This window comes from Chitinophaga arvensicola (assembly GCF_900110835.1).
Lineage (GTDB): Bacteria > Bacteroidota > Bacteroidia > Chitinophagales > Chitinophagaceae > Chitinophaga > Chitinophaga arvensicola.
This window is the reverse complement of sequence record NZ_FOJG01000002.1, coordinates 2,499,320-2,521,031: the sequence shown is the minus strand read 5'-3', so window position 1 is coordinate 2,521,031 and position 21,712 is coordinate 2,499,320. Positions and strand designations below refer to the sequence as shown.

Genomic DNA, 21,712 nt, shown 5'->3' with positions numbered 1-21,712 from the left:
ATCCGGCGGTAGCCGGAGATATTACTCCTCTTTATATATAGCTCCTTTTTCCCGGGTCGGGGACTGATCATTCATTTTATCCTTCCATAATACCGGTTATCCGGTATTAACACCGCTATTTAATATAGTGCAGATTCTCTTGCAACATTCTCTCTGTTGGGTCGTCTTTCTTATCGTTCCATAGCAATTTACCATTCGTCCCTTTCTACAGACCGCTTGTGTAATGCTATGTACTGTGTAATACATAATACCTACTTTTACATCGTAGTAGTTAATCTAATGTAGTAGTCTAACCACTGTAGTAGTTTAACCATTGTAGTATACAAACTAAGGAACTAAAAAAAGTCAATCACAACGTCAAAACCACTCTAAATCACCCTTATATGAAAGCAAGTTTAAAAGCTATAGCCTTAACAATGAGCGTCTTAGGTACTGCTTTAACTTCATTTGCCCAAAATGCCCCCAAAGTAAATGGCCAAATCACCCAGTCCGGGAACAAACCAGTAGAGTTTGCTACTGTAACTTTATTAAAAGCAAAAGATTCATCGCTGGTAAAAGGAGCGATCGCAGATATAAGCGGTAAGTATGAATTTGAACAGGTAAAACAGGGTAAATACCTGGTTGCGGCAGTGGCCGTTGGTATGACCAAACGTTACAGTCCTGTTTTTGAAGTAGGGGTGACCCCGGTAAAAGTACCGGCCGTATCATTGGAAGTTGTTTCCAAAACCCTGAAAGGTGTCGATGTAAGTGCGCGTAAGCCTTTTATTGAGCAGAAAGCTGATAAAATGGTAGTAAATGTGGAAAGCAGCATCACTGCCGCTGGTGGTTCTGCGATGGAAGCGCTGGAAAAATCCCCTACAGTAACAGTAGATAAGGATGGTAATATTTCCATGAAGGGAAAAAGCGGTGTAGTCATCATGATAGATGGTAAACCAACCAATATGACCTCCCAGGACGTTGCCGAGCTGCTGAGAAGTATGCCAGCCACCAATCTTGACCAGATTGAACTGATTGCCAATCCTTCCGCCAAATACGATGCCGCCGGCAACGCAGGGATCATTAACCTGAAATTAAAGAAGAACACCAACTATGGTACCAACGGAAATATCAGTCTTGGTGCGGCTCAGGGTATCAGACCCCGCTGGAACGGTGGCCTGAACCTGAATCACCGTAATGAGAAATTCAATGTGTTCGGCTCTTTGAATTACAGTCACCGGGAACAGCAACAGGACCTGGGTATTTACCGTGCCTTCACCGAAAATGGCCAGAACCGGGTATTTGACCAGGTAAATGGTATACATCAGAAATCCAATTACAAAGCGGGTAAAATCGGGGCCGACTACTTCATCAGTAAAGGTCATACCATTGGTGTGATGGCAGATATTTCCGGCGGCGACCGTAACACACCGGGTAATGCCAGTACCCGCATTGGTAATGGCAAACAGGTGGATTCTATTCTGAAAACCAATACTATTGAAAAGAATAACTGGAACCGGAATGCCTTTAACCTGAACTACCGTGGTATCCTGGACACCACCGGCAGGGAACTGAACATCGACGTGGATTACGCAAAAAACACGGAAAAACAACTGGCTAATTTATATGCCACTTCACATGATGCCAGTGAGAAAGGAATTCTTGCCAGCGACACTTCCCGGAATAATCAGCCATCCACTATCGATATTAAAACTGCTAAAATTGACTACACACATCCGCTGAGAAACCAGGCAAAATTTGAAGCCGGTGCAAAAGTGAGTTTTGTGAAAACAGACAATGATGCCCGCTTTGATTCGCTGAGAGGAGGCAATTGGGTACTGGATGAGAACCGTTCCAACCACTTTATTTACAAGGAAAATGTAAATGCCGCCTATCTGAATTTCAGCAAGCAGTTTAAGAAAGTATTTGTGCAGGTAGGGTTACGTGGAGAACAAACCAATATCCAGGGTACGTCCACCTCTACCAAAAACCAGGAGGAAAGCAAAGTAAAGAATGATTCCAGTTACTTCAACCTGTTTCCCAGCATGGCGCTGACTTATAAACTGAATAAAAGTAATACCCTGGGAGTGACTTACAGCCGCAGGATCCAGCGTCCGAGCTATGAAGATCTTAATCCGTTTGAATTTTACCTGGACAGGTATACCAAGCAATCCGGTAATCCTAACCTGAAGCCGCAGTATTCAAACAATTTTGAGATCACCCATACCTTCAAAGAGTTCCTGATTACTTCCATCGGTTATACGCATACAAAGGATCTGATGACAAGGGTATTGGAAGTAGAGGTGGATCAATCTACCGGTGATACCACTATTCTGAAGCATAAATACCAGAACGTGGCAAAGGCTAACAATTTTAACCTGAACGTATCTGTACCCATGCCTATTACAAAGTGGTGGATGAGTTTTACAACGGTGTCTGTCTCTTATGCGAGTTTTGAAACGGTGGTAAACAACAGTACTGTGAAGCTTTCCTCTCCTGGCTTCTTTGCACGTACCCAGCAAACATTCACCCTGAGCAAGGATTTGTCTGCCGAAGCCACCTTCTTCTTTGTATCTCCGCAGGTAACAGACGAAGGATTGTTCAGAATGAAGTCTTTGAGCTCCCTGGACCTGGGTGTTTCCCAGAAAGTGCTGAAAGGTAAGGGTACTTTAAAGCTGAATATAACGGATGTGCTTAAAACCAATTACTTCCGCGGATCGTTTGACAATGTGGGTAAATACACCTCTATCTATAGTAAATGGGATGCACAGCAGGTACGTCTGAGCTTTACCTATCGCTTTGGTAACACCAATGTAAAGGCAGCGCGCAACCGTCAGACCGGACTGGAAGCCGAGCAAAATCGCGTAAAACAGGGCGGTAACTAAGACCAGTCCCGTTTGAAAGATGGTTTTTTAGGTATATAAGGAGGGAAAAACGTAGCCCTTTACCGGGCTGCGTTTTCCTTAACATTACACCGGCATAAAGATGTGTTGGTTTCATCACAGGAAATGGCAGTTTGGTATAATTTGACCCCGGAGGATAGGACATTACAATAATTTTGAAGAAATTTTTCACCTGGCACCTCTTTCATCCATGCTCTATAAATAGTTAATAATTAATCAGATAACGGAATTTTGCTGTTAACAAAGCGGATAATGTCACACTAAACCGGAAATTTCCCCATCGTCAGTATGCAACCTTTTTTACAATTACTGTCTTTATAATGAAAGCATCAGCCACTAACTTGAATCAGACGCCATTAGCAGAATATATTGTAGAACGCTGCAAAAAAGGAGATGTTCGTGCATTCCGTGAATTGTACGACGCTTACTCTGCTGCCATGTATAATATCTGTCTGCGTATGACCAACAACGTGAGTGATGCGGAAGACACCTTACAGGAGGCTTTTATCCAGGTGCACCGGAGTATTCATAAGCTGGAGAAAGAATCCAGTATCAGTGCCTGGATCAAGCGGATAGTGGTAAATCATTGTTTGAATACACTGCGTAAAAAGAAAGTGTATTTTGAAGATGTAGAGGACGTGGAAATAAAGGCAGAGGAGGGGATCGATGAGGCCCAGTTTACCTGGACCGTTGCGGCGGTGAAATCTGCTATTCATACCTTACCACAGGGATACCGGACCGTGTTGAATCTTTATCTTTTTGAGGAGTATTCACACCGGGAGATAGCAGAAATGCTGGGTATTACCGAATCTACCGTAAAAACGCAGTATATGCGGGCCAAAGAGAAAGTAAGGCAGATTGTAAAACAGCAAAATGTAACTCGTTAATGCCAGACAATTTTGAAAGTTTTATCCGTCAGCACCGGGAGGAATTTGAGGAAAAGGGGCCTTCACCGAGGGTGTGGGATGCGCTGGAGCAGGAACTGACGGTCGGGCGCAAAGGAAAGGTGGTTTCCCTTTTACAGAAAAACTGGTTTAAAGCAGCCGTGATAGTGGTGTTGATGGCCAATGCAGCGGCATTGTTCTACTTCACCAGGCACCGGGAGCATCAGCAGCAGGAACTGGCTGTAATAGCGCCGGATATACAGGAAGCGGGTGTATACTATACCACACGCATCAACGAAAAACTACAGCAGATTAATGCTTATCCGGATGCCGCACTGGGGCTGGATAGCACTGCCCGTAAAGAATTGGCGCTTCGCAACGATACTTATAAAGCACTGGAGAGAGAATTAAAAAATAATCCGGGCAATGAAAGAATCCGCGCCGCCATGGTGCGCTATTACCAGCTGAAGCTGGACCTGTTGGATAAAATTCTGGAAGAGTTACAGCAGAAGCATGTAGCTCCCGGTAACACAAAAAAACATTATGAAGCTGAGATTTAAATGCCTGTTATTTCTGCTGATGCCGCTATTGGCAGCCGCTCACGAGGGCGCAACGGTTTACAAGAAAACGGTTGTAAAGGAGTTCAAGGTAAATGATAATGCCAGACTGACCCTTTCCAACAAATACGGCAAGATCATTTTTCACGCCTGGAATAAGAATGAGATCAAGGCCACTATTACCATTACCGGTTTCGGAAAGAGTGATGAGCAGGCCAAAGCCATTGCAGAACTGGTGGATATCAATACCAACCAGAGTGGAGGCACAGTATCGTTCAACTCTATCTATAGCCCGTCGAAGAATAGCTCCGGTTGGTTTTCCTGGGGCGGCAAGATGGATTCCAAGGATTACGTAAACATTGACTACGATATCTATATCCCGCAAAGCCTGCAGGATCTGCAGGTAACCAATCAGTTCGGGGATGTGATCGCTGACAAGTTTTCTTTTCCTGTAACACTGGATATGAACTATTGCACCTTTGATATCCGTGAGGCGCAGCAACTCAGTTTCAGAATCAATTACTGTGATAAAGGAAAGATCGGAAAGGCCGGTAAAGTGACCGTAAGAGGCAATTACTCCACCATTCGCGGAGAGCAACTGGAATCGCTGGATGCTACTTCAAATTACAGTGAATATGGTTTCAGCCGGTTGGGTAGCCTGAAGATATCGTCGAACTATGATGATTATAAAATTGATGCAGTGGGCGCGGTGTCTGGCAGGGGAACTTATTCCGATGTGCGCATAAAGGAATTACAGCAATCTGTGGATCTGAATATGACTTATGGCGATGTGAAAATAGAGAAAGTGGGAACAGGTTTTAAGCAGGCAGATTTACTGCTTACGTATTCCGATCTGAATATAAGTTTTGCACCAAAGCAACCTTTGTTGATAGAAGTTAACCTGGTGAACGGCGACATGAATGCCGGCCATTTGGAGCTGAAAAATGTCAGTTCCCAGGAGAAGGGTTCGACACTTCGTTACTCTGCACAGACAGTCACCGGTAGTGAATCATCTCCCTATATAAAAGTACGGGGTACCAACACCGATGTGAAAATGGGAAGTTATTAATCAGCCGCCATTCTAAAACCTTTTTTAACATACAACTATGAAACGAATTGCCATTTATTTGTTAGTCGCATTGCCTTTATTAATGGCAGCAACGGTATTGGTGTCCTTCTCGCATATCGGTAAATATGCTTTTTCTTTTAACGAAGAAAGAATCCGGGGTAACGGGAATGTAAAAGAAGAATCACGTCCGGCGACTGCCTTTACCGATATCAGTACTTCCGGGGTGTATAAAGTGATAATTGAACAGGGAAGTACCCACAGTATCCGGATAGAGGCAGAAGATAACCTGTTGCCTTATATCCTGACAGATATTGCCGGAGGCGAACTGAGTATCCATTCCAAGAAGGGGTATAATATTCAGCCTACCAGAGAAATCAGGGTATATATCACGCTGAAGCAGGTAGATAAGCTGTCGGCCAGCGGAGCGGGCGGTTTTACCAGCAAGGGTACGCTGAACAGCGACCGTATCCAGCTGCGGTTCAGTGGTGCAGCAGATGCAACCCTGGACATCCATACCAAAGAATTGAAAGTGGGTGTGTCCGGTGCGAGCAACATCACGCTGAAGGGAAGTACCGAGAAAGCGGATTACGGAATTTCTGGTTCTGCTGATATTTCGGCACTGGATCTGGCCACAGGCGATGCCAAGATTGGAATTTCCGGTACCGGTAAAGCAGATGTGTTTGTGCAGAAGAAACTGGATATTGGTATATCCGGTATGGGAAGGGTTAAATATAAAGGAGAACCGAGTATTACCCAGTCAGTTTCCGGCATGGGTAAGATCAGCAAGATATAATAACAAGTTAGATTTAGAGTATATAACGGGCAGGTAGTTCTCTACCTGCTTTTTCTTTTTTATATTTGTCGTTCGAATATAAAATTTTTAGTTATGCCGTCCTTTGATATTGTTAGCAAAGTAGATTTACAGACACTGGATAATGCGATTAACACGGTGAAGAAGGAAATCACCAACAGGTTTGATTTCAAGGGTTCACATGTGGAGATTGAACTGAATAAGAAAGAACTGGTGCTGAATATAGAAGTAGACAGTGATATGAAGCTGGGTCAGGTGCTGGATGTGCTGGTGAGCAGAACCATGCGCCAGGGGCTGGATGCTTCTATTTACGATCTGAGTAAGGAGCCATACCAGAGTGGTAAGGTATTTAAGAAGGAGATACCGGTGCGTAATGGTATTAAGCAGGAAGATGCCAAGAAGATAGTGAAAATGATCAAGGATGCCGGTTTAAAGGTACAGGCCGCGATTATGGACGATATTGTACGGGTAACAGGGAAGAAAATTGATGACTTGCAGGAAGTTATCCAGAAGGCCAAGGAAGCTAACCTGGGTATTCCTTTGCAGTACATTAATATGAAATCCTGATTTTTTTACGAATAATCTTTGGGTGTTTAAGAAAATTAGTTAACTTTGCACCCTGTATTTACAATAATTTTGATATGAAACAGGGAATCCATCCAGAAAGTTACAGATTTGTGATATTTAAAGATATGTCAAACGGCGAGAGCTTTTTAAGCCGCTCTACCGCACCTTCCAAAGAAACTGCAAAGTGGGAAGACGGTAATGAGTATCCGTTGATTAAGTTGGAAATTTCCAATACTTCTCACCCTTTTTATACTGGTAAGAACGTGTTGGTGGATACTGCAGGACGTATTGATAAATTCAACAAGCGCTACGCTAAGAAAGCTTAGTTTCTAAGTAAAATATTTTTTAGGAAAATCCCATCGGCTTATCGATGGGATTTTTTATTTTAGCCCCTTATGGAGCGTAATTATATTCTTTTTGACACGCCCGTACGTGAACTGTTATACCCCTTTACACATACAAGACCCATTGCTGCCTGCAGAGTAGGGATACTTACCATACAGGAGAAATGGGAACACTGGCTGGGTACAGGTATCAGTCATTTCACCGTACCGCATCTGCAGGCAAAATTTCCCTTGCTGCATAAAGACAGCCAGTCTGTTACTGTTTTACTGAGCGGACATATCCTGCCTGATGCGGGGCTGGTGGCAGCTATCCTTGATCTGGCGCCGGACCAGGAGTTGTATAAGAATAATGAGTTGTTGGCCAAAGCGGTGCTGGGAGCGGATGTACCATTGTTCTCTGCCGGTGACCGGAAAAATTATCCCGGGGAAGTACTGGGAATTTATAAGCCATGGGATATCTTTGCGCTCAACGACCAGGCAATCAGGGCAGATTTTCAGCTGCTTACAGCGGGGAAAACCTCTGCGCTGTTATCACACACCAATCAACAGATCAATCATACGGATATTTTCGTGGAACCCGGCGCAAAGATAGAGTGCAGTGTACTGAATGCCAGTACGGGCCCTATTTATATCGGGAAAAATGCGCAGGTCATGGAAGGTAGCCTGATCAGGGGGCCTTTTGCGATGAACGAGGGAGCGGTATTGAAGATGGGTACGAAAGTATATGGGGCTACAACATTGGGGCCTTACTGTACGGTTGGCGGGGAAATAAAGAACAGTGTGCTCTTTGGGTATTCCAATAAAGGGCATGACGGGTATCTGGGAGATGCAGTGATAGGGGAATGGTGTAATCTGGGGGCAAATACCTCGTGTTCCAATCTGAAAAATAATGTGTCGGACGTGAAAGTGTGGATGGAAGCCAGTGGAGAGGCTATGTCTGCGGGAAAGAAATGTGGGGTGATGATGGGAGATTACAGTCGTTGCGGCATTAATACGATGTTGAACACCGGTACCGTGATAGGCGTATCCTGTAATGTATTCGGGGGGCATTTTCCGCCCAAATTTGTGCCTTCCTTCAGTTGGGATAGCGGGCAATACAGGTTGGTGGAAGCGCTCCGGGATGCAGGTAACTGGATGGCACTGAAGGGGAAGCAACTCACGGAAAAGGATCAAATGATACTGGAAGCAGTATATGCATTTATAAATCAGAAAGACCTTAAAACTTAATATCACAGTATGAGAAAGAAAATTGTTGCAGGTAACTGGAAAATGAACCTTACGCTGGCACAGGGCGAGCAGCTGATCAACGATATCCTGCAGGCAGGACTGAAACTGAAAGAAGGACAGGAAGTGATTGTAGCTACGCCGTTTCCTTATTTACAGAAGGCAAAGTCGTTGCTGAAAAGCTATCCTGGTTATTTTGTAGCGGCACAGAACTGTTACAGCGAAAAATCCGGCGCATATACCGGTGAGGTATCTGCAGAGATGCTGCAATCAATAGGCGTGGATTATGTTATTCTGGGTCACTCTGAAAGAAGGGAATATTTCCAGGAAAGCAATGCGATGCTGGCAAAGAAGATAGATCTGGTACTGGCGGCTGGTTTGAAGCCAATTTTCTGTTGCGGTGAGCCACTGGAAATCAGGCAGGCAGAAACGCAGAATGCTTATGTAGCGAAGCAACTAGAGGAAAGCTTATATCATCTGACGGAAGAGCAGTTGAAAAATGTAGTGATTGCCTATGAGCCGATCTGGGCGATTGGTACGGGATTAACTGCGAGTGCGGCGCAGGCGCAGGATATGCATGCGTTTATCCGTTCGCAGATTGCTAATAAATTTGGCAGGGAAGCGGCGTTGCATACTTCCATTTTATATGGTGGCAGCGCGAAGCCGGGTAATGCTGCAGAACTGTTTGCCAATGCGGATGTAGATGGTGGTTTGATTGGTGGAGCATCACTGGTAGCTGCTGATTTTGTAGCTATCATTGAGAAGCTGGCTTAAATAATTGAAGGATACGCAGTTATGACAACTGCGTATTTTTTTAGTAAAAAATGCTAAAAAAATTAGTATTTCAATAAAAAGGTTGTATATTCGTATTGTCATTCTAACAGGAAGAATTAAAATATCAGGTTATGAATACGAATTATGAAATTTCGGAAGAGGTATTTGATTATTTAGTGGTGGTTCAGCCGGATGCCCTTGTGGCGAAGGATGTGACCCGTATCCGTCAGTTCGTAGCAACTGAATTAAATGATACGTTGATGTCTGCTGCGCCGGTTCATGTGGCCCTTTTCAGGTCGGCTTTTCCTGAGCGCTTTCAGAACGATTTTATCAATATGCTGGAAGAGGTAGCGCGCAAGCAGGCCGGATTTGCCATTTATACGGCAAAGATCGATGCTTTGCGGCATGCAGATGGCCATAACAGTGTATTCATCAACGTGGCGAATCCCAAGCCTTTGATGGATCTGCACCGGAGTATTATGCAGACATTTGAGTTAAAGCCACAGTCATTCAAGCCGCATATTATGCTGGCGAGGGGATTGCAGGATGCGGAGGTGAATATGATCATGCCGTTACTGGCGCAGCAGATTTTTGTACGCAGCTTTAATTGTCATTGTTTCAGCCTGTTGAAGCGACCAGCGGGTGGAGGTAAGTACGAACGTGTGAAAGATTTTGTTTTTGGAGACATTGAACATATGGTTGGCTCCTTATTTAATTACGCGGCTGCATAAGCTGTCAGATATTGTCTGATTCAGGAATTGCCGGATGGTAGATTCGCAGGATCGGTGAAGGAGAGACGGATAAAATAATTTGTTATCCCTCTATATCCATTTTCATCGGTGTTTGTTTCCCCCAAGTTAACCATCCTTTCATACTGTTGCTGTTGCTGCTTTTCAGTTATTTAGCAGTTGTCTGTTAAGCGCAATAGTTATTGAATCCGTCGGTACACCCTTTCGTTGGTGCTGCGGGTCCTTAATCCGGTAAATCCTGGTTCAGATAGTTGTTTGTTTTACCAATTCTTCCCGATCAGTATGCCTTGAAGGCGGCAGATTTGTAATTAGTTTTCTGGTTGTTTGTATCTTTGACGGAAATTTAGTAAGTTCTTTAGTGTGTCTTGTATTCATGTGGTATAACCCCATCCGAAGAAGACCATTACGGGGTAAATCGTTATAAATTTATGGCAACCAGGACAATTGTACACAAGGAAATCATTGTGAAGGGCCGTGTGCAGGGAGTAGGATTCAGAGCTAATGCAAAGCGTGTAGCCGATTCAATGCAGGTACAGGGACAAGTAAAAAATTTGCTGGATGGAAGTGTGTGGATACTGGCAGAGGGAACAGCGGAAAAGATGGAAGATTTTATTGCCTGGTGCAGGTCGGGACCAGCTATGGCGGCAGTGAGGGAAGTGGAGATCACTGACGGAGAGGTAGAACATATCAAAGGGTTTACTATCCTTTATTCATAAATCCCCTGGTCCGGTAACAGCAGGTGCTCGTTTACCTATGCCAATTAATCGCAGACAAAAAGTTATCCGTGACCGGTAGACAACTGGCGCAAAGAAATTTTACGGGGCAATCGCAACTGAATACAACCGTGAAAATTTCTTTGCGCTTTGTCATGCATGTTTATGGACAGCAATGTGTGGCGCCATATATGCGTAGTATGAAGGGCGTACGCGCACTAGTTGTTGCTGGTATATCTCTTTTGGAGTGTTTTATCCAGTGCAGCTTTTGGTACTACAATGGTAATCGTATTTACAGCGAAATAAGCTTCCGATACATTCATATAGCCGCCAAACGGACTGGAGTTTTTACCCCATGAATTTTTTACCAGGAAGAAGGTTTTACCTTTTGGTGATTTTTCAATCCCGGTAATATGCATCAGGTGATCATCCTGTGTAATCAGTTCCTCGTAGAGTTTTTGACGTGAATCCTGGGTATATGCAGCTTCTGTTATATCCGGATCTATGCTGTCTTTTTTAGCGCCGGCATCCGGGGAGGTGAACAGGGCGAAGCCTTTGCTACTGGCGAATCCATGATTGCTCACATCGGCATCCCATAATACCGTATAGCCTTTTTGGAGAGCTGTTTCCGTGATACTGGTCAGTTCCTTCAGTGGTATGTTATAGTAGGCGCCGTTGGAGAAGTTGTCCGGTACTTCCAGTATAAAGGATTTGTAAAAAGGGTGGTGAGTGAAAGAAGTCAGGAAGACGTAATCGTCTTCGTTGAATTTTACCACTTCTTTAGCAAAGGTTTGCGGCGTATAGGTTTTTCCATTGTATTCAAAAGTAGCCGGGGGAGCGCCCATGTATTGATCGAGTATACCGGTAAACTGGGAAACCCAGTTGTCTGGTACCGGAGATACCTTAATGATGCTATCCAGGTATTTTTTCATGGACACCACCATTTCTGAATGGTTATGAATGGTGGCGTTTCCTTTAAGGCCACTGTAAACGCTTTCGGGCTCAATGCCATAGGTAGCAATGGAGTGGATCACATCGTGTGCGAGGCCGCCTTCATCAAAACGGGCAAATCCCTGACGGCGCACATAGTTTTTTGCTTTTTCTATATAGATATTGCGGGCGGTAAACATTTCGGACAGGTCCAGTTCGGGCAGTCCTTTACGCAAACACTCCGATTCTACCATAGAAGTAGAGGAGAAAGACCAGCAGGTGCCTGTCATGCCCTGGTTTTTAACCGGTGTGGCCGCGTTGATTTTTCCGTTTTCCAGGTTGCTGATGGTAATGCCCTTTTCCTGTGCATTCGCCGCTACAGCGGCAAACATGGCAAGGGTAAAACAAAATGCTTTCATAAACTATCTCATTAAATTATTATCCTAAAGATAAGTGAACCCCTATAATAAAAAATACCATTACCGTATGAACGGTAATGGTACGGATGTAATCTGCAATAGAATGACAGTAAATCAGTTTTTTATCTCTGTACGACGGGTCTCCATATTGCTGGTCATCGTAATCTGTTTGCCCTGCAGGTATTTGCTATACTTGCCGGCAATGTTGTCTGGTTGTTTTACCCCATTGATGAAAAGTCCGTTGTCGTTTTTTTCCAGTTTATAGTTATTGGCGTCAAGCAGTTTTTCGGCGGCCATCTGGCTGATCATTTCTTTATAGCCGGTTTGTGCTGCTTTGGCTCTTTCTGCGCTTTCTTTGGCGCGTTCTATGGATTCTTTCACACGTTTTTCGGATTCTGCTGCTCTTTCAGCCGCTTCTTTTTGTCTTCTTTCCATATCTTTCGCTCTTTCGGCGCCTCTCTCCGCAGCTTCTTTTTGTCTTCTCTCCGCATCTTTCGCTCTTTCCGCACCTTCTTTGGCACGTCTGTCGCCTTCAGCGGCTCTTTCGGCTGCTTCTTTCTGTCGTTTAGCCGCTTCTATGGATTTTCCGGTTGTATCCAGGGGCATTCCTTTGCCTTTGGCAACCGCTTCCCGCTGGCGGCCGGCATCGGCTCTTACCTTTGCTGCGTTTGCAAGGGCTGAGGCTCTGTTCTTCCTTACTTCATCCATGGAGGCAGCAGCATATTGCCGGGATACGTCTGCAGCCTGGAAGCCAGCTTTTACATCCTGCCTTATTTTTTCATAGATCGCTTTGGAATTGGCGCCCATTGCGGCAGATGTCAGTTGGTTATTGAGTGCAGTGAAGTCAATTTTATTCAGGGCTTCCGTTGCTTCTTTTTGTGCGTTGGTAATCTGGGTCCAGTCGATATTGTTCAGTGCTTTGATGCTTTCCTCTCTTGCTTTGCGTGTTTCTTCCGAAAGTTCCTGCCAGTTGATATTTTTGGTAGCTTCCGCTATTTCCGCCTGCATTTTCTTTACATCCACATTCTTCATTTGTTTCATTGCCAGCTGCATGCTTTTCTGCGCTTCTTTGACCTGTTTAATGATCTCTTCTTTATTGGGCTGCTGGAACTGATAACTGAAAGAGGATTGATGATTGACGTTTTTGTTTACCTGTACGTTTGTTTTTACATCTGCTTTTACATTACTCATATCTACCACCACGATATCTGAGAGGTCAGTAGAGAGATCTCCCTGTAAAGGAGCCAGCGGGGCAAGGGGGGCTGCTACAGGCGTCTGGTTGGGTGAAGGGGCCGGATCAGGTGCCGGAGCCGGAGCAGGCGGCTCAGGTGGCGTTGGAGGTGCAGCGGGCGCCGGTATGGTGCTGTCGCATGCAATGGCATCCAACTGTTGATAGAAGCTATTGATGGGCGATGTTGCTACAGCTGCTTTTGTCTCGTTGCTGCTATTAGCGGTTACTTTTTTTGTTATCGCAGCTGGTTGCTGTGTACTGTTATCTTTCCCTTTAGCAGGATTTAACCAGGCAATGGATACAAGGCCGGTGGCGATGATGAGTACAGCTAAGAATTTCTGGCTATAATTAAGATGTTTAGTTTTCATTTCCATGATGCGTTTAATGCGGTGAAACAGATGTTGTTTACTGTCTGCAGCAGCCATGGTAAGCCGGTTGGCCGTAAGTCGGTATTCTTCCAACGCCACCAGTGCATGTGCGTATTGCAGCGGCTGGACGGTACTGGCAATGACCAGGTCGTCGCAACAATGTTCCCTTTCCATACGGATGATTTTGGAAATCAGCCATATAAAAGGATTGAAGAAGAGAATCGTTTCAACAATTGATTGGAAGATATTCAACAGATAATCATTGCGTTTGATATGGGCGAGTTCGTGTAGCAAAACTGCTTCCAGCTGGGCTTCGGAAAGATTGTTCACCATCGCTACAGGCAGGAGGATGAGAGGTTTAAGGAAACCAAGCATCACCGGAACCTGTACATGTCTGGAGATCAGGAGTTTCACCTTGCGGGGAATCTGCAGCTGTGCTGCCAGTTTATCGAGGTGTTTCTCCCAGGCCGCACCCATGGGCTCTATCCTGGTGGTGCGTATCTTCCGGAGTTGAAATAAATCCGACAGCAGTTTGCCGGTCATGGCTGCCATACCGGTAATATAAAGTGTTACCAGGATGGGAAAACAAAGTTCAAGATTGGGAAACAGCCATATCAAAGGCTCCTGGCTGGGATACACGGCAGTAATGTGAATGGGTTCGTGTATAGCATTGTTGCCTGTGATCTGAATGGCGGTTTCTCTTGCTTCCTGTAACCGTTGTACATGCATATACAAGGTGGCAAGAAACCAGGTAAATATTCCGGAGAGGGAGAGGAGCGACAGATTGTATTTTATCCGTGCGCCCGCCTGTGGCCAGAGTTTGAATACTATCCGCAGACAGGCATAGATAAAGAAGGCCTGCCACATGGAATGAAGGATCGTCCAACCAAGGGCGCGTACAAAGTCGCCCGTAATAGGTAATAGATTCATAGTACTAGATTTACCTGTTGTCCTTTTGTTGTTTTTCGATTGCAGTCAGATATTGCCGGATCTTTTCGATTTCTTCTTCAGACGACTGATGATGACCAAGGGCCTGCATCACTAATTGGGAGGCAGATCCGCCAAAGACGGTATCTATCATTTTGTTCAGTAACTGTTGTTGTGTTTTTTGCTGTGAAATGGCGGCAGTATATACATGTGTTTTGCTGCTGGTATCGCGTTGCAACAGCTCTTTCTCATGCATGATCTGCATCAGTTTAAGGGTAGTGGTGTAACCTGCATCTTTCGTCTGAGATAAGATATCATGTACCTCGCGAACGGTGCTGGGGCCTTTTTCCCAGAGTACCCCCAGGATTTCTAATTCACTTTCTGTAGGCCTGATCTGTTTCAAAGCAATGATTTATGGATGATCAATTGTTGTACGAATATCTTCGTAAACAAATGTACGATAGTTTTCGTAATAGCAAAATATTCGGGTGTATTTTTTTGAAATTGCTCTTTTTTTAACAAATGGAGAAGTGATATGGTAGGAGTGGAGCGGGTATGATGTGAAGGCGGGAAGCGCCTATGGGAGTGGTTGGAGAACTGATAGCAATGTTGTCTTTTGCAGGTTGCCGGAGGTACTCTGAGTGGAATGGAAGTATTGGGGGACAGGAAATGGAGCGATTAAGGAGCTAGTAACAACGTTATTCTCTGTACAATCTGAGAAGCATGTTGCGCAAAATTGCCCGGATGATTTGCATGTTGGATCAGCCTGTGGTGTTTTGTTCCAGCTCTTTCCTTAACTCACGGGTAGTTTTCCTGCTGCCATCGGCGCTCCAGCCGGGTGCATTGAATACATACCCGATCGCCTCCCGGAGAGAGCGGACCTGCCGAACATCGCGCCAGATATCTACCCATTCGTGGGTAGCAATCCGGAAGGGGTTATAGGTATGGATATTTTTGGTAAGGCCATATACCGGGCGTTGTTTTTCCGGCGTAAACGTGCCAAACAGGCGATCCCAGATAATGAGGATGCCGGCATGGTTCCGGTCGAGATAATCAATGTCGGAGCCGTGATGCACGCGGTGATGAGAGGGCGTATTGAAAATGAATTCAATGGGAGCTGGCAGCCGGTGAATTACTTCTGTATGGATCCAGAACTGGTAAATCAGGCTGATGGCCTGCATACTCATTACCATCACCGGATGAAATCCGAGCAGCGGCATCCATAGCCAGAACACGAAGGTGCCGGTAAGATTCCCGGTCCAGTTCTGTCGTAAAGCAGTGGCGAGATTGTATTTCTCCGAAGAATGATGGATCACATGTGAGGCCCAGAAAAACCTGATCTGGTGACTGCAGCGGTGAAACCAGTAGTAACTGAAGTCATCTGCAAAAAAGCACAACACCCAGGCCCACCAGGTAAAGCCGAAAGTAAACAGCCGGTATTGATAAATGAAGAGATAAACGCCGAAAATAACTGCTTTGGTAAAAATGCCGATAAACACATTGCCCAGGCCCATAGCGATACTGCTAAGGGCATCTTTGGGTTCGTACATATTCCTTTTATCAATGGTAGTAAAAACTATTTCCAGCAGCAGGAGCAGCACAAATCCTGGAATGGCATATGTTATCAGGTCGGGAGCCATGGTGTAATTACTTTCTGTTATGGAAGTTACTGAATTTTTGCCGGTCTTCCCGCTGTGCATAAAGCAAAAATGCAGCGGAGAAATTGCTTTTCTCCGCTGCATTTCGCATATAGGTATTACTAACTATTTAAACGTCTTCTCCGCCCGGCTAACAGCTGAGGTACCAAACCAGCCCAGGATTCTTCCTTTGCCGGAAGGGGTGGTATTCTGTACATTGCTTTTTACGTTTTCCAGTACTTTGGCAAAGAGGCCGCCGGCATTTACCTGGGCGTTCACCTGGGTAAGGAAATCGTAGCTTGGACGGGTAAGGGAGAGCATTCTTATGATCACCTTTTCATTCTGCTGGAAAGGTTTGGAATAGTCCGTGATACCTTCTCTGATCGGCAAAAGGAAATTATCACCATCTGTAATGCCTTCGTCAAATCCACCATCTATCGCGAAGTTGTCCTCGAGACGTCTGATGGTATCATTCCGGTAAGAGCGTACCCAGGAATAATCAGTCGCCCCGGGAAGATCTTTCGCATAGAAAGTGGCGTAATAACCCTCTTTACCGCTAATGGCTTCTTCTTTCTTTTTGAATTCGTAAGTGATGGAATCAATGGGTGATACCCTTTTGATGCTGTCGAACGCTTCGAATATTTCACCTTTCAGCTCTACATGCAGTTTGTATCCGTGTCCGATCACGCCTATGGCTTTAGCGCTGGCATCGTAGGTGTATTTATTGTCTTTGAATGCAAATGGATAAGATTCACCGCTAGTCAGATCGAAGAGGGTGATTTTTGCATCATCAATGATCGGCGCCGGATTGTTATCTGTATAAGGTACAGACATGGTAAATTTAATCGTCTGAACACCCTTTTCAGTAGTGATCCATGCATCCAGTACCGGATAGGATATTCCTTTTGCAATATTCAGGTCGATCTTGTCTTCGCAGGCCGTAAGACCTGCCACAGCAGCAAACAATATGAGGAATAATGATTTTTTCATCTGATCTTGAATTTTGGACAATTAGAACTTAAAGTTGTATGTGATACCTGGAATGATGGATCCTATGATAGACAAGCGGGTAGCTTCTCTCTGGGTAGGATCATCTTCATTCTGTTTGAAGTAGATGGTGTAGGCATTTCTGCGTCCATACACGTTATAGAGTGAAAACACCCATTCTCCTTTCCAGCGTTTCAGTTGTTTGCCTTTGAGTGTCATCGACAGATCAAGTCTGTGGTAGGCCGGCAAGCGATAGTTGTTTCTTTTTTCGGTACTGTTGTAAGGAATATCCCAGTCCTGGAATTCCAGTCTGTTGTCCGCAAAAGTACCTGGTGTGCCGGAGGCAAATACCCAGTTGGCCGACAGGGAAGTGCGTTTGGTGAAAGTATGTGTTAATACCAGGTTCAGGTTATGGGTACGGTCGTAGCGGTTCAGGAACCACTCGTTCATGCTGATACCTGGCGTTTTTCTTTCAGTACGTGACAGGGTGTAGCTTACCCAACCGGTGGTTTTACCGATATCTTTTTTCAGATACAGTTCCAGTCCGTAGGCGCGTCCTTCAGAAGGCAACAGATCTGCTTCGATCTGGGGATTCAGCTGGAGGTTGGCATTATCGATGTAATCGACCTGGTTGTCGGTTTTCTTGTAAAATACTTCTGCTGAAAATTCATATGCGTCGTTAGGCGCATTATAGAAATAACCTGCGGTATACTGGTCGGCTACCATTGGTTTGATGTTGTTGGTGCTCGGTGTCCAGATATCCAATGGTGTGGGCGATGCAGTATTGGAGAGCTGGTGCATGAACTGGGTAGTTCTGCTATAGGCCAGCTTTACAGCATGTTCGTCTGAAAACGCATAACGGGCGCTGATTCTTGGTTCAAAATAATAGTATCCTTTGATCAGGTCATTACCGTTATAGTCTTTGGTACCAATGAGCCTTTTACGGATACCGGGGGTGGTATCAGCGTAGTAGTAAGCGGTTCCTTTACCTATGAACTGATAAGCAGAAAGGCGGCCGCCGTACTGGATACCGAATTTCTTTGATGGCTTATACTCATGATCCAGGTATACAGCAGATTCCAGCGCATGTTGATCGTTGATCTGTTTGACATGTTCGGTTGAACCATCTTTACTGATACCGGTACCTGGTTTGAAGGTATAATAGATACCCTGTACGCCGAAGTGCAGGCTGTTGGAGGAATTGATATAATAAGTAAAGGAAGGTTTTACGCCGTAGTTGATGATATTGGAAGTCCAGTCGTAGGCCTGTGAATCTTCATTGGTTTTTTCCTTCTTGCTTTCGTTGTTGAAGCTGAGGCTATAGTCGTACTTACTATAATAAGTAGTGAAGTTCATGAACAAGCGGTTGGTGAAAACGTGGTTCCATCTCACGGTGGCAGTACTGTTGCCCCAGTTCATATTTACTTGTTTACCAAAGCCGAAAACATCTCTTCCGAAATAACCACTTACAAACAGGGAGTTGTTTTTATCAAATTTGTAGTTGGCTTTAGCGGTGATATCGTAGAAATTGAGTTTGGTATCTTTCATATCTCCTTTTACAAATGGCTTCATCAGCAGATCTATATAAGATCTTCTGGCAGCCACGATGAAGGAGGATTTATCTTTTACCAGCGGGCCTTCTACTGAGAGGCGGCTGAAGATGTTACCGATACCACCGTTTACGTCAAACTTCTGGTTATTACCGTCTTTCATGCGGATATCCAGTACAGAGGAGGTTCTGCCACCATATTCAGCGGGGAAGCCACCTTTGATGAGGTTGAGGCTTTTCACGGCATCCGGGTTGAATACAGAGAAGAAACCGAGCATGTGGGTTGAATTGTATACCGGCGCTTCGTCCAGGAGGATGAGGTTTTCATCGCTGTTACCACCGCGTACGTTGAAGCCGGAAGCGCCTTCGCCTACTGTATTTACGCCGGGGAGCGTCTGAATGGCCCGCAAAACGTCTACTTCACCCATGAAGGTGGGCATCTTTTTCATTTGCGCGATATCCAGTTTATTGATACTGGTATTGAGGGTATTGACGGTTTTTTCCTGTTTCAGGCCATTTACGGTTACCACATTGAGCTGGCTGCTGGTGGATTCCATGCTCACATCGATGGTGATATTCTTTTTCAGGCTCACCGTTGTTTTGTAGGTACCATATCCCATATAGGTGAACTGCAGTTCATGGTCTCCGGCGGGGAGTGTCAGGGAGTAAAACCCATACTGGTTAGTAACGGTACCTGTTGTGGTGCCGGGTTTACCAATAGAGATGCCCACCAGGCTTTCTCCGTTTTGTTTGTCTTTTACATAGCCGCTTACGGTATAACGTTGCTGCTGTGCGTTTGTTGATTGTCCTGCCAGGATCATGAGCAGCAGCGACAGCAACATGGTTGCCTTAGTTTTCATAAAAATCAAATGCGGTTTTATATTAGATCTATTGCATTTTCGTAGCATGCATATAAGACGTTGCAAAAGTATTGTACCCCTACGTTAATAAATTATTTTTTTCATGCATGAATGTGTTATAACGTCAATAAAGCGAAAAGGAAGACCAGTGGCCTTCCTTTTCGCTTTTATCTGAAGAAAATGCTTCGTTAATCCAGTATTGCACAGTTAAATCCCATCAGGCTTACAAAGTCGATGATGGTTTGTTCGGTCAGAGATTGGGGACTGTCTATACGCAATACTTTATCGCAGTCTTCCAGGTCTACACTGCAGGCATTGATGGCAAATTGTGCTGAAATGGCGTTAATAACGTTGTTTCTATCCTGAACAGTTGTAATATTGGTACGGAATATTCCCAACATAGGTTTTTGTTTTTTTGATGAATCGGAATATTTTTATGCAAATTTGCTGCTGTTATCCCATATAACTGTTACACGAGACGGATTATCAATTATACGAAACGGATTATTTTATGGGCGTAGTTATTACAGATGAAGCCAACCAGGTACTGTTAACGGAGGACATGCCTTTCGATTACCATAAGATCCGATCCAGGGGAATGATTGAAGAAACCCAGGTGATGCGGGAGGATTTTGGGGCTGCTACCGTACACGAATTTAATTTTGAAGGTACCAGTATTGCCTGTTGCAAAGCAGAAGTATATAAAAATATCAATATCCTTTCGGATTACCGGGAACCCCGTGTGATGATGCTTTTTATGGAACAGGGTGATATTACCACCCGTATGGAGGGGATTTCAGATCATTTCAGGTTTTCCACGCTGGAGCATAACCTGATGTTCAGCCCGGGAGAGGCAGACAGTGCGGCCGTAAAGAAGCAGCGGGACATTCTTTTTTTCGGAATGAGTTTTACGCCGTCCCGTTTCCTGGAGCTGGCAGAAAATAATGGAAAAGTGCTGGATGGGTTAGCCAATCATGTGGCGGGTAATAAGTCGGCCCGGCTGGCCGACAAGATCAATCCCCGGATTACGCCGCGTATGCGGATGGTTATGGAAGAAGTGCGTCAGTGCCGATTCCAGGGAGGATTGAAAAAGCTGTTTTTACAGTCGAAAGCCATAGAACTGCTGGCATTGCAATGCGAGCAGGTGGAAACGGCCACCGCTACTGGCATTTCTTTATCTGCCAAGATCAATCCACAGGACGTGGAAAAGCTATATTACGCCAGGGACCTGTTGTTGCAGCACATGCAACAGCCGCTCAGCCTGGAGCAGCTGGCCCGTAAAACAGGATTGAATGAGTTTAAGCTGAAATCCGGCTTCAAAGCGGTTTTTGATAATACAGTATTTGGTTACCTGAACGATCACCGCCTGGAATTAGCCAGGGAACTGGTGCTGTCGGGAACTTTGCCTATGGCGATGATTGCCGAGCAGGCAGGTTATTCTTCTCCCCAGCATTTCAGCACCGCCTTCCGTAAAAAATTTGGTGTCAGCCCCGGTAAAATCAGGGGTTAAAAAACAGGAACAGGGATCCTCCTGTTCCTGTCAGCTATTTTAATAAGCCAGTGTGAATCTTTGTTTGATATGTTCTGGTTGTTCCAGTTCATCCAATAAGGCTACTGCATAATCTGCAGTAGAAATCCTGCTCTCTCCTTTATCATTGAACACTACCTGGTCTGTGCCTAAGCGGAATTTGCCGGTACGTTCACCGGGTTCTATCATCATGGCGGGACTTAATACGGTCCAATCCAGGTCGGCAGACTGTTTAATTACGTTAAATGCGTCGCGGGTGGCAGAGGCGCCAGCTTTCCATTCGGCCGGAAATTCCGGGGTATCCAGCAATTGTACGCCTGGTTTCACTTCGAGGCTGCCAGCACCGCTTACCGCGAGGAAGCGGGTAATACCAGCTTTTTTGGTGGCATTGATAATAGCGTTGATGGCTTTGAGATAGGTAACGGAGTCGTGTGCACTGTAAGAGCTGATCACGGCTTCGTTTCCAGTCAGCAGGGTAGTTAATTCCGCTTCATTGGTGGCGTCTCCCTTTTTTACGGTGAGATGTGGGTTGGTAACAGTAATTTTTTCGGGGTTACGCACAATAGCTGTTACTTCATGACCTCTGCTCAGCGCTTCGTTTAAAATGGCTGATCCTATAAATCCGGATGCTCCGATGATGGCAACTTTCATAATTTTTATTTTTTGTAGTGATAAGTAATACAGCCTGCCCGTGCTGATTGTTTT

Annotated in this window: 20 protein-coding genes; 12 read left to right on the top strand and 8 right to left on the bottom strand. The window is 45.0% G+C overall.

Annotated elements, in window-relative coordinates:
* The first annotated feature begins 383 nt into the window (after positions 1-383).
* The 11 genes from BMW79_RS27475 to BMW79_RS27425 all read left to right on the top strand — a co-directional run bounded on the left by BMW79_RS27475 (position 384) and on the right by BMW79_RS27425 (position 10,574).
* Positions 384-2,861, top strand: coding sequence for an outer membrane beta-barrel family protein (locus BMW79_RS27475; RefSeq protein ID WP_089900797.1), 2,478 nt, complete (start codon positions 384-386; stop codon positions 2,859-2,861).
* A gap of 338 nt (positions 2,862-3,199) precedes the next feature.
* Positions 3,200-3,766 carry an RNA polymerase sigma factor gene (locus BMW79_RS27470; protein ID WP_089900793.1) on the top strand — a complete coding sequence of 189 codons (567 nt, stop codon included), beginning with the start codon at positions 3,200-3,202 and terminating at the stop codon, positions 3,764-3,766.
* Positions 3,766-4,323: a hypothetical protein gene (locus BMW79_RS27465; RefSeq protein WP_089900790.1), complete on the top strand. Its 558-nt coding sequence runs from the start codon at positions 3,766-3,768 to the stop codon at positions 4,321-4,323. The genes BMW79_RS27470 and BMW79_RS27465 overlap by 1 nt, the downstream gene beginning before the upstream one ends.
* Positions 4,307-5,389 carry a hypothetical protein gene (locus BMW79_RS27460; protein ID WP_089900787.1) on the top strand — a complete coding sequence of 361 codons (1,083 nt, stop codon included), beginning with the start codon at positions 4,307-4,309 and terminating at the stop codon, positions 5,387-5,389. The genes BMW79_RS27465 and BMW79_RS27460 overlap by 17 nt, the downstream gene beginning before the upstream one ends.
* Positions 5,390-5,426: 37 nt before the next feature.
* Positions 5,427-6,182, top strand: coding sequence for a head GIN domain-containing protein (locus tag BMW79_RS27455; RefSeq protein ID WP_089900785.1), 756 nt, complete (start codon positions 5,427-5,429; stop codon positions 6,180-6,182).
* 93 nt (positions 6,183-6,275) lie between these two features.
* Positions 6,276-6,767, top strand: a complete 492-nt coding sequence (locus BMW79_RS27450; protein ID WP_089900782.1) for a YajQ family cyclic di-GMP-binding protein — start codon at positions 6,276-6,278, stop codon at positions 6,765-6,767.
* A 74-nt stretch (positions 6,768-6,841) separates the two neighbouring features.
* On the top strand, positions 6,842-7,093 hold the full coding sequence (locus tag BMW79_RS27445; RefSeq protein WP_079473370.1) for a type B 50S ribosomal protein L31: 252 nt from the start codon (positions 6,842-6,844) through the stop codon (positions 7,091-7,093).
* 69 nt (positions 7,094-7,162) lie between these two features.
* Positions 7,163-8,338, top strand: a complete 1,176-nt coding sequence (locus tag BMW79_RS27440; RefSeq protein WP_089900779.1) for a putative sugar nucleotidyl transferase — start codon at positions 7,163-7,165, stop codon at positions 8,336-8,338.
* 9 nt (positions 8,339-8,347) lie between these two features.
* On the top strand, positions 8,348-9,109 hold the full coding sequence (tpiA, locus tag BMW79_RS27435) for a triose-phosphate isomerase (protein ID WP_089900776.1): 762 nt from the start codon (positions 8,348-8,350) through the stop codon (positions 9,107-9,109).
* A 131-nt stretch (positions 9,110-9,240) separates the two neighbouring features.
* A complete protein-coding gene (locus BMW79_RS27430; RefSeq protein ID WP_089900773.1) occupies positions 9,241-9,840 on the top strand; it encodes a 2'-5' RNA ligase family protein in 600 nt (199 codons plus the stop codon).
* A 446-nt stretch (positions 9,841-10,286) separates the two neighbouring features.
* On the top strand, positions 10,287-10,574 hold the full coding sequence (locus tag BMW79_RS27425; RefSeq protein WP_089900770.1) for an acylphosphatase: 288 nt from the start codon (positions 10,287-10,289) through the stop codon (positions 10,572-10,574).
* A gap of 215 nt (positions 10,575-10,789) precedes the next feature.
* On the opposite strand, the gene BMW79_RS27420 is transcribed toward BMW79_RS27425, so the two are convergent.
* The 7 genes from BMW79_RS27420 to BMW79_RS27390 form a co-directional block, all read right to left on the bottom strand.
* Entirely contained in the window at positions 10,790-11,920 is a 1,131-nt protein-coding gene (locus BMW79_RS27420) for a C1 family peptidase (protein WP_089900767.1), read from the bottom strand.
* A 114-nt stretch (positions 11,921-12,034) separates the two neighbouring features.
* On the bottom strand, positions 12,035-14,449 hold the full coding sequence (locus tag BMW79_RS34350) for a M56 family metallopeptidase (protein ID WP_089900764.1): 2,415 nt from the start codon (positions 14,447-14,449) through the stop codon (positions 12,035-12,037).
* A gap of 10 nt (positions 14,450-14,459) precedes the next feature.
* Entirely contained in the window at positions 14,460-14,849 is a 390-nt protein-coding gene (locus tag BMW79_RS27410) for a BlaI/MecI/CopY family transcriptional regulator (protein ID WP_317042907.1), read from the bottom strand.
* 358 nt (positions 14,850-15,207) lie between these two features.
* A complete protein-coding gene (locus BMW79_RS27405) occupies positions 15,208-16,086 on the bottom strand; it encodes a sterol desaturase family protein (protein ID WP_089904330.1) in 879 nt (292 codons plus the stop codon).
* A gap of 123 nt (positions 16,087-16,209) precedes the next feature.
* Positions 16,210-17,073 (bottom strand): DUF4249 domain-containing protein, encoded by an 864-nt coding sequence (locus tag BMW79_RS27400; RefSeq protein WP_089900757.1) that lies wholly within the window; start codon positions 17,071-17,073, stop codon positions 16,210-16,212.
* A gap of 21 nt (positions 17,074-17,094) precedes the next feature.
* A complete protein-coding gene (locus BMW79_RS27395) occupies positions 17,095-19,479 on the bottom strand; it encodes a TonB-dependent receptor (RefSeq protein WP_089900753.1) in 2,385 nt (794 codons plus the stop codon).
* Between the two features lie 188 nt (positions 19,480-19,667).
* Positions 19,668-19,880, bottom strand: a complete 213-nt coding sequence (locus tag BMW79_RS27390) for a hypothetical protein (protein ID WP_089900750.1) — start codon at positions 19,878-19,880, stop codon at positions 19,668-19,670.
* A 110-nt stretch (positions 19,881-19,990) separates the two neighbouring features.
* Here BMW79_RS27390 and BMW79_RS27385 point away from each other — a divergent pair, with 110 nt between their 5' ends.
* Positions 19,991-20,989 carry a helix-turn-helix transcriptional regulator gene (locus tag BMW79_RS27385; RefSeq protein ID WP_089900748.1) on the top strand — a complete coding sequence of 333 codons (999 nt, stop codon included), beginning with the start codon at positions 19,991-19,993 and terminating at the stop codon, positions 20,987-20,989.
* Between the two features lie 39 nt (positions 20,990-21,028).
* Here the strand turns inward: BMW79_RS27385 and BMW79_RS27380 are convergent, their stop codons facing one another.
* Positions 21,029-21,658 (bottom strand): NAD(P)-dependent oxidoreductase, encoded by a 630-nt coding sequence (locus tag BMW79_RS27380; protein ID WP_089900746.1) that lies wholly within the window; start codon positions 21,656-21,658, stop codon positions 21,029-21,031.
* Positions 21,659-21,712 lie beyond the last annotated feature (54 nt).

What these genes read in the sequence shown, in the direction of transcription:
- BMW79_RS27475 (WP_089900797.1), top strand. Translation starts at nt 384, where the DNA reads ATGAAAGCAAGTTTAAAAGCTATAGCCTTAACAATGAGCGTCTTAGGT.
- BMW79_RS27470 (WP_089900793.1), top strand. Translation starts at nt 3,200, where the DNA reads ATGAAAGCATCAGCCACTAACTTGAATCAGACGCCATTAGCAGAATAT.
- BMW79_RS27465 (WP_089900790.1), top strand. Translation starts at nt 3,766, where the DNA reads ATGCCAGACAATTTTGAAAGTTTTATCCGTCAGCACCGGGAGGAATTT.
- BMW79_RS27460 (WP_089900787.1), top strand. Translation starts at nt 4,307, where the DNA reads ATGAAGCTGAGATTTAAATGCCTGTTATTTCTGCTGATGCCGCTATTG.
- BMW79_RS27455 (WP_089900785.1), top strand. Translation starts at nt 5,427, where the DNA reads ATGAAACGAATTGCCATTTATTTGTTAGTCGCATTGCCTTTATTAATG.
- BMW79_RS27450 (WP_089900782.1), top strand. Translation starts at nt 6,276, where the DNA reads ATGCCGTCCTTTGATATTGTTAGCAAAGTAGATTTACAGACACTGGAT.
- BMW79_RS27445 (WP_079473370.1), top strand. Translation starts at nt 6,842, where the DNA reads ATGAAACAGGGAATCCATCCAGAAAGTTACAGATTTGTGATATTTAAA.
- BMW79_RS27440 (WP_089900779.1), top strand. Translation starts at nt 7,163, where the DNA reads ATGGAGCGTAATTATATTCTTTTTGACACGCCCGTACGTGAACTGTTA.
- tpiA (WP_089900776.1), top strand. Translation starts at nt 8,348, where the DNA reads ATGAGAAAGAAAATTGTTGCAGGTAACTGGAAAATGAACCTTACGCTG.
- BMW79_RS27430 (WP_089900773.1), top strand. Translation starts at nt 9,241, where the DNA reads ATGAATACGAATTATGAAATTTCGGAAGAGGTATTTGATTATTTAGTG.
- BMW79_RS27425 (WP_089900770.1), top strand. Translation starts at nt 10,287, where the DNA reads ATGGCAACCAGGACAATTGTACACAAGGAAATCATTGTGAAGGGCCGT.
- BMW79_RS27420 (WP_089900767.1), bottom strand. Translation starts at nt 11,920, where the DNA reads ATGAAAGCATTTTGTTTTACCCTTGCCATGTTTGCCGCTGTAGCGGCG.
- BMW79_RS34350 (WP_089900764.1), bottom strand. Translation starts at nt 14,449, where the DNA reads ATGAATCTATTACCTATTACGGGCGACTTTGTACGCGCCCTTGGTTGG.
- BMW79_RS27405 (WP_089904330.1), bottom strand. Translation starts at nt 16,086, where the DNA reads ATGGCTCCCGACCTGATAACATATGCCATTCCAGGATTTGTGCTGCTC.
- BMW79_RS27400 (WP_089900757.1), bottom strand. Translation starts at nt 17,073, where the DNA reads ATGAAAAAATCATTATTCCTCATATTGTTTGCTGCTGTGGCAGGTCTT.
- BMW79_RS27395 (WP_089900753.1), bottom strand. Translation starts at nt 19,479, where the DNA reads ATGAAAACTAAGGCAACCATGTTGCTGTCGCTGCTGCTCATGATCCTG.
- BMW79_RS27390 (WP_089900750.1), bottom strand. Translation starts at nt 19,880, where the DNA reads ATGTTGGGAATATTCCGTACCAATATTACAACTGTTCAGGATAGAAAC.
- BMW79_RS27385 (WP_089900748.1), top strand. Translation starts at nt 19,991, where the DNA reads ATGGGCGTAGTTATTACAGATGAAGCCAACCAGGTACTGTTAACGGAG.
- BMW79_RS27380 (WP_089900746.1), bottom strand. Translation starts at nt 21,658, where the DNA reads ATGAAAGTTGCCATCATCGGAGCATCCGGATTTATAGGATCAGCCATT.